Source organism: Escherichia sp. UTM R2 (assembly GCF_048593455.1).
Taxonomy (GTDB): domain Bacteria; phylum Pseudomonadota; class Gammaproteobacteria; order Enterobacterales; family Enterobacteriaceae; genus Escherichia; species Escherichia coli.
On the sequence record NZ_JBFWDY010000003.1, the window covers coordinates 1 to 7,370 of the forward strand.

Here is a 7,370-nt window from a genome sequence, read left to right on the forward strand (position 1 = left end):
ATGTCGGATCTAATTGCCTATAAATCCAATGCGCTGGTTGAAGCCAGTTATAAATTGACCCTACAGGAACAGCGATTTTTGTTACTTTGCATCGGTCGATTGAAGTCTGGGGCTGATGCAGAATCTCCAAAATTGCAAAAGACAATGACCATTACAGCTGCGGAATATTTCGATTCATTCCCTGACATGGGGCGGAAAAATGCCGAGGTTCAGTTACAGGAAGCAATTGATCGTTTGTGGGACAGGTCAATCATTCTCAAGGATGACGAGAAACGTGAGGAGTTCCGCTGGATCCAGTATCGGGCACAGTACGCTAAAGGCGAGGCCAGAGCACAAATAACATTTTCTGACGCAGTAATGCCTTATTTGACACAACTACAAGGGCAATTTACTAGAGTTGTAATCAAGAATATATCTAGATTATCAAGAAGTTACAGTATAAGGATATACGAACTCCTCCAGCAGTTCCGCAGTACTGGCGAACGTATTATCGCTCTCGATGATTTTCGCTCAATGCTTGATATAGAGCATAAATATCAAACATATAAATCACTTAACCAGCAATTATTAAGACCCTGCATTGACGAACTGAACAAAAAAAGCGACCTGGCTGTAACGGTTGAGACGATCAAAAAGGGGCGCACGGTTGTAGCCCTGCATTTTCGCTTCAAGGAAGACAAACAAATCAAGATGACGATCTAAAATCGATTTTAAGGCACCTAAAACGCTCCCTGCTGCGTTTTTTTTGTGTTAGTAGTGCGAAGGTACTATTGAAGTGAAAAATTGCGTCAAAAGCGCTCTAATGCAGCGAAAAAAGAACCCCCATTTTTTGGGGGCGGAAAAACAAAACTATGCTTGCATTATGTGTGTGTGCTTCTTGCATTCATCCCTGTCGATGAACATCGAAGAACATCGAAGAACATAACACGATGTTAAATAAAACAAAATATTGTTCACATTCACTGTGACCAACCGCGATCATGTCTCCTCTCGGTGGCGTGTGTTCGTGCATCTTCCTCGCGCCGCCATTCGTCCCAGGTACGATTAAAACCCAGCGAGCGGAACAGATGATCCGGCTGTTTTTCTGGTGTGTTGACGGCAGCAAAAAGCGGTGCCTCACGGGTTTTCAGATGAAACTCCATAAGTTCCGGCGCAGGTGATATGTGGCTGTCTGCATCGTGATTTACGGCAACACCATACCCTGCATACCGTAACCCCTTATCGGTCAGTGCACTGATGACCAGCTGGCTGTTATCGGCTGAGGGAACGGCAAACGCGGGATACAGCGTACCATTAAGCCGGACAACACCGCCCAGAGAGTCATCCACGCCCATGACCAGCAAAAGCTGAAGCTGGCGGTTTTCCCGGTCGACAGAACTCATTACCGGCATCAGCGTCGGTGGCAGACGTCCCTGCGTAAAATCCACCTTCCTTGCCGCCAGTGATGGAATGGCTGGCTGGCGGTCTTCTCCAAGACAGAAAGACTCCGGCCATGTTTTCGGCTGGCGGAGATTACGGGTATGTTGCGGCCATGTCTGGCAAACCTGCGTCAGCAGTTGCTCAAAGGTCGCAGAGGAATAAACACGTTGCAGTGGTGGACGTTGACCGATTTCGCTTCGGTCACAGATATAACCACTCCTGTCACGCATTAAATCAACACTCTCAAAAATTCTGGAGCGGTATTTCTCCAGCTCGTTCCCCCAGAGCGTATATTCTCCGTTCCGGTTGTGAAGCAGAAGGTAACAGGTCATTTCCCCGTTACCTGGCATGGGAGCCTCGCCATACCCCGTAACGACTGCTCTCAGTACCCCTGAATCCATAACGGCATTGTCATTTTTCCTGAGCTGCTCAGCCAGTCGCTCCGCGCGACGACGTTCTGTATCCTCCTGCTCCCTCCGGCGCAATTCCTCTTCACGTTTAAGCAACTGAGCTCTGAGCGCTGCAAGGCCGGAAGCCCCCCACTGCTGCCACTGTGTTTCAAATACCATCTGACTCGCGGGAATGTCCTGTTTCTCAACCTTCCGGTAATGCAGCCGTAATTTTTCCATGCGCTGGCTCAGCGACTGAATTTTGTCCTGTTCGCTGCTGTATTCCGGTGCAGCCCATTGCATCAGGGGAATACGGGAAAAACCGGACGAAAACGGCGATGATTTTTTCAGGCTGGCAGCATGGCTCATCGCTTCCTTTCGTTCGGTGTTCAGCTCTTCCCAGCGTCTGCGCGTCGCCTGCATATCTGCCATCATCGACATGGCATTACTGGTGAGTTTCCATGCCGCGTTACTGTCCTTCGGCAACGCTTCGATGATGTCACGTAGTGTGTACGAAGTTGCGTTGTCAGGAAGCACGATATTCAGAAGGTCAGCCACACGGCGGGCAGGCTCTGTCAGCCCGCTGTTCCTGAGTTCGGTACGGGAAATCTGTATTTCCAGGTTAAGCCTGTTAATCAGACGATTCTGTTCGCCGCGTTCTGTCTCGATACCGCGTGTTTCCATCGCACAGGCAGACTTTCCAAGGTGAATACCAGGCGTTTTCTCAAGCCCCTGTCGCTCGTATGAACGATGGTCTATCTCTTCCTGATAACCGGCGTTCGTCAGTGCCCTGTTCGCATGGTCAGCCCATGATGCCCGCCATGTCTCGGCATGTGTCCGGTCGTTCCAGTCCCTGACCTTTCCTCCAAATCCCGCAGGTCCGACAGCTCTTGTGGTCAGCATGATGTGCGCATGGGGATTTGTTTTATCCATGTGATGGAACGCCACATCAGCAATCATGCCCTGACTGACAAAGTTTTCCCTGACAAAGGCGAGAACGGTTTCCCGTGCGGCATCCTGCGGCAGTTCGCGGGGGATGGCGAGTTCAATTTCCCGCGCAAGTTGTGAGTTCTTCCGGCGCTCAGCCTTCTCAACAGCATTCCAGAGTTCGGCACGGTTCGTACACCAGGTGGGGGCGGTTGCGGGAGTCAGAATCACGGCCTCAGCCACGCCGCTTTTGCGGGTGTAATCGTGAATCAGTCCGGTACGCTCATCAGGCATCAGTGAACCGGAACGATAGGCAGCAGAAGCAACGGCGCTGTAGCCGTTTTTTCGCGAAATGATTTTCATGCTGAGATGATAAATCGCCATTTCTGCCGTAATGCCTTTTTGTGGTTTTCTTTCAGCCCCGCAGGGCGCACACAATCGAAACGGAGTGGAGATTGTATAAGTGCGCACTTCGTGATTTTCCGTGCATTATGCCAGCTCAGTTTTTAAACTACCAGTGACGCGCTAAAATGCGATTTTTCATCGCGCACGGAGTTACATCATGAGCAGAACACTCGAACAGAAGATTGCTGATGCTGAGGCCAGATTACAGCGCCTGAAGGCGAAGAGCAGGAGTCTGGACACAGCGCAGAAGGTCATTGTGGGTGCAGCATTGCTGGCAAAGGTCAGAAAGCCGGAGGAGGTGCAGTTGCGTGCCTGGTTACTCCAGTTCCTGAAGGCAGAGGTGACACGACAGGCTGATGTGACGCGCATACTGCCGCTGATTAACGAGCTGGAAGCGCTGCCAGGACAGTGATTGTATCGTCCGCTCGCCGCAGTCCCAGCGACCGAGCGTTAGCGAGCGAGTGGGCGAGGAAGCGGAAGTGAATCCGTCGCCTGATTGAGCACATACGCACGGTTTTTCGGGAGGTGATATGCGCTGAACCCGCATGAATACTGGATTTCCACAGGGTTGGAGGGGGTGTATTCGGAACTTGCAATTCTGCTTTTTTGCAACGCATTGTTTTTATTGGTTTTTTGTTTTCAGCACTCCAAGTTATCCACAGGCTTTGATATAGAGCATAAATATCAAACATATAAATCACTTAACCAGCAATTATTAAGACCCTGCATTGACGAACTGAACAAAAAAAGCGACCTGGCTGTAACGGTTGAGACGATCAAAAAGGGGCGCACGGTTGTAGCCCTGCATTTTCGCTTCAAGGAAGAAACAAATCAAGATGACGATCTAAAATCGATTTTAAGGCACCTAAAACGCTCCCTGCTGCGTTTTTTTTGTGTTAGTAGTGCGAAGGTACTATTGAAGTGAAAAATTGCGTCAAAAGCGCTCTAATGCAGCGAAAAAAGAACCCCCATTTTTTGGGGGCGGAAAAACAAAACTATGCTTGCATTATGTGTGTGTGCTTCTTGCATTCATCCCTGTCGATGAACATCGAAGAACATCGAAGAACATAACACGATGTTAAATAAAACAAAATATTGTTCACATTCACTGTGACCAACCGCGATCATGTCTCCTCTCGGTGGCGTGTGTTCGTGCATCTTCCTCGCGCCGCCATTCGTCCCAGGTACGATTAAAACCCAGCGAGCGGAACAGATGATCCGGCTGTTTTTCTGGTGTGTTGACGGCAGCAAAAAGCGGTGCCTCACGGGTTTTCAGATGAAACTCCATAAGTTCCGGCGCAGGTGATATGTGGCTGTCTGCATCGTGATTTACGGCAACACCATACCCTGCATACCGTAACCCCTTATCGGTCAGTGCACTGATGACCAGCTGGCTGTTATCGGCTGAGGGAACGGCAAACGCGGGATACAGCGTACCATTAAGCCGGACAACACCGCCCAGAGAGTCATCCACGCCCATGACCAGCAAAAGCTGAAGCTGGCGGTTTTCCCGGTCGACAGAACTCATTACCGGCATCAGCGTCGGTGGCAGACGTCCCTGCGTAAAATCCACCTTCCTTGCCGCCAGTGATGGAATGGCTGGCTGGCGGTCTTCTCCAAGACAGAAAGACTCCGGCCATGTTTTCGGCTGGCGGAGATTACGGGTATGTTGCGGCCATGTCTGGCAAACCTGCGTCAGCAGTTGCTCAAAGGTCGCAGAGGAATAAACACGTTGCAGTGGTGGACGTTGACCGATTTCGCTTCGGTCACAGATATAACCACTCCTGTCACGCATTAAATCAACACTCTCAAAAATTCTGGAGCGGTATTTCTCCAGCTCGTTCCCCCAGAGCGTATATTCTCCGTTCCGGTTGTGAAGCAGAAGGTAACAGGTCATTTCCCCGTTACCTGGCATGGGAGCCTCGCCATACCCCGTAACGACTGCTCTCAGTACCCCTGAATCCATAACGGCATTGTCATTTTTCCTGAGCTGCTCAGCCAGTCGCTCCGCGCGACGACGTTCTGTATCCTCCTGCTCCCTCCGGCGCAATTCCTCTTCACGTTTAAGCAACTGAGCTCTGAGCGCTGCAAGGCCGGAAGCCCCCCACTGCTGCCACTGTGTTTCAAATACCATCTGACTCGCGGGAATGTCCTGTTTCTCAACCTTCCGGTAATGCAGCCGTAATTTTTCCATGCGCTGGCTCAGCGACTGAATTTTGTCCTGTTCGCTGCTGTATTCCGGTGCAGCCCATTGCATCAGGGGAATACGGGAAAAACCGGACGAAAACGGCGATGATTTTTTCAGGCTGGCAGCATGGCTCATCGCTTCCTTTCGTTCGGTGTTCAGCTCTTCCCAGCGTCTGCGCGTCGCCTGCATATCTGCCATCATCGACATGGCATTACTGGTGAGTTTCCATGCCGCGTTACTGTCCTTCGGCAACGCTTCGATGATGTCACGTAGTGTGTACGAAGTTGCGTTGTCAGGAAGCACGATATTCAGAAGGTCAGCCACACGGCGGGCAGGCTCTGTCAGCCCGCTGTTCCTGAGTTCGGTACGGGAAATCTGTATTTCCAGGTTAAGCCTGTTAATCAGACGATTCTGTTCGCCGCGTTCTGTCTCGATACCGCGTGTTTCCATCGCACAGGCAGACTTTCCAAGGTGAATACCAGGCGTTTTCTCAAGCCCCTGTCGCTCGTATGAACGATGGTCTATCTCTTCCTGATAACCGGCGTTCGTCAGTGCCCTGTTCGCATGGTCAGCCCATGATGCCCGCCATGTCTCGGCATGTGTCCGGTCGTTCCAGTCCCTGACCTTTCCTCCAAATCCCGCAGGTCCGACAGCTCTTGTGGTCAGCATGATGTGCGCATGGGGATTTGTTTTATCCATGTGATGGAACGCCACATCAGCAATCATGCCCTGACTGACAAAGTTTTCCCTGACAAAGGCGAGAACGGTTTCCCGTGCGGCATCCTGCGGCAGTTCGCGGGGGATGGCGAGTTCAATTTCCCGCGCAAGTTGTGAGTTCTTCCGGCGCTCAGCCTTCTCAACAGCATTCCAGAGTTCGGCACGGTTCGTACACCAGGTGGGGGCGGTTGCGGGAGTCAGAATCACGGCCTCAGCCACGCCGCTTTTGCGGGTGTAATCGTGAATCAGTCCGGTACGCTCATCAGGCATCAGTGAACCGGAACGATAGGCAGCAGAAGCAACGGCGCTGTAGCCGTTTTTTCGCGAAATGATTTTCATGCTGAGATGATAAATCGCCATTTCTGCCGTAATGCCTTTTTGTGGTTTTCTTTCAGCCCCGCAGGGCGCACACAATCGAAACGGAGTGGAGATTGTATAAGTGCGCACTTCGTGATTTTCCGTGCATTATGCCAGCTCAGTTTTTAAACTACCAGTGACGCGCTAAAATGCGATTTTTCATCGCGCACGGAGTTACATCATGAGCAGAACACTCGAACAGAAGATTGCTGATGCTGAGGCCAGATTACAGCGCCTGAAGGCGAAGAGCAGGAGTCTGGACACAGCGCAGAAGGTCATTGTGGGTGCAGCATTGCTGGCAAAGGTCAGAAAGCCGGAGGAGGTGCAGTTGCGTGCCTGGTTACTCCAGTTCCTGAAGGCAGAGGTGACACGACAGGCTGATGTGACGCGCATACTGCCGCTGATTAACGAGCTGGAAGCGCTGCCAGGACAGTGATTGTATCGTCCGCTCGCCGCAGTCCCAGCGACCGAGCGTTAGCGAGCGAGTGGGCGAGGAAGCGGAAGTGAATCCGTCGCCTGATTGAGCACATACGCACGGTTTTTCGGGAGGTGATATGCGCTGAACCCGCATGAATACTGGATTTCCACAGGGTTGGAGGGGGTGTATTCGGAACTTGCAATTCTGCTTTTTTGCAACGCATTGTTTTTATTGGTTTTTTGTTTTCAGCACTCCAAGTTATCCACAGGCTCGTCGTTAAGTTTTTAGATCTTGTTTTTAAGATCTTGTTTTTAATACTTGTTTTAGCGCCAAAATTCCTTATAGAAAACAAAATGTTACACCGCTATAGGTAATATGATTTAAGGTAAAGGTAATATGATTTAAGGTGTTTAGGTAATATGATTTAAGGTAAAGGCAATATGATTTAAGGTAATATTCACAGAAAAAGGGATATTAAAATAAAAAGGCATTGCCTTTCGTTGAGGGTATGTTTATCTTTTATTCATTACCTTTTGGGGAGGGATGCTCT

At 50.4% G+C, this 7,370-nt stretch carries 5 protein-coding genes and 1 pseudogene; 4 read left to right on the forward strand and 2 right to left on the reverse strand.

Features of this window, described 5'->3' with window-relative positions; all coding sequences use genetic code 11:
• Positions 1–702 (forward strand): replication initiation protein (locus AB4H76_RS23685; protein WP_001281397.1); only part of this gene is annotated, 702 nt, incomplete at its 5' end.
• Between the two features lie 257 nt (positions 703–959).
• On the opposite strand, the gene mobQ (AB4H76_RS23690) is transcribed toward AB4H76_RS23685, so the two are convergent.
• The gene (gene mobQ, locus AB4H76_RS23690) at positions 960–3,119 is read right to left on the reverse strand and encodes a MobQ family relaxase (RefSeq protein ID WP_063090928.1); all 2,160 of its coding nucleotides are present in this window, start codon (positions 3,117–3,119) and stop codon (positions 960–962) included.
• A gap of 178 nt (positions 3,120–3,297) precedes the next feature.
• Here mobQ (AB4H76_RS23690) and mobC (AB4H76_RS23695) point away from each other — a divergent pair, with 178 nt between their 5' ends.
• Together mobC (AB4H76_RS23695) and AB4H76_RS23700 are read left to right on the forward strand one after the other, a co-directional pair.
• Complete coding sequence (gene mobC, locus AB4H76_RS23695) at positions 3,298–3,552, forward strand: relaxase accessory protein MobC (protein ID WP_000091745.1); 255 nt, start codon at positions 3,298–3,300, stop codon at positions 3,550–3,552.
• Positions 3,553–3,810: 258 nt separating this feature from the next.
• Positions 3,811–3,988: pseudogene (locus AB4H76_RS23700) on the forward strand (replication initiation protein); the annotation flags it as partial.
• 257 nt (positions 3,989–4,245) lie between these two features.
• Here the strand turns inward: AB4H76_RS23700 and mobQ (AB4H76_RS23705) are convergent.
• Positions 4,246–6,405: a MobQ family relaxase gene (gene mobQ / locus AB4H76_RS23705; protein WP_063090928.1), complete on the reverse strand. Its 2,160-nt coding sequence runs from the start codon at positions 6,403–6,405 to the stop codon at positions 4,246–4,248.
• A 178-nt stretch (positions 6,406–6,583) separates the two neighbouring features.
• Here mobQ (AB4H76_RS23705) and mobC (AB4H76_RS23710) point away from each other — a divergent pair, with 178 nt between their 5' ends.
• Entirely contained in the window at positions 6,584–6,838 is a 255-nt protein-coding gene (gene mobC, locus AB4H76_RS23710; protein ID WP_000091745.1) for a relaxase accessory protein MobC, read from the forward strand.
• Positions 6,839–7,370 lie beyond the last annotated feature (532 nt).

What these genes read in the sequence shown, in the direction of transcription:
- mobQ (WP_063090928.1), bottom strand. Translation starts at nt 3,119, where the DNA reads ATGGCGATTTATCATCTCAGCATGAAAATCATTTCGCGAAAAAACGGC.
- mobC (WP_000091745.1), top strand. Translation starts at nt 3,298, where the DNA reads ATGAGCAGAACACTCGAACAGAAGATTGCTGATGCTGAGGCCAGATTA.
- mobQ (WP_063090928.1), bottom strand. Translation starts at nt 6,405, where the DNA reads ATGGCGATTTATCATCTCAGCATGAAAATCATTTCGCGAAAAAACGGC.
- mobC (WP_000091745.1), top strand. Translation starts at nt 6,584, where the DNA reads ATGAGCAGAACACTCGAACAGAAGATTGCTGATGCTGAGGCCAGATTA.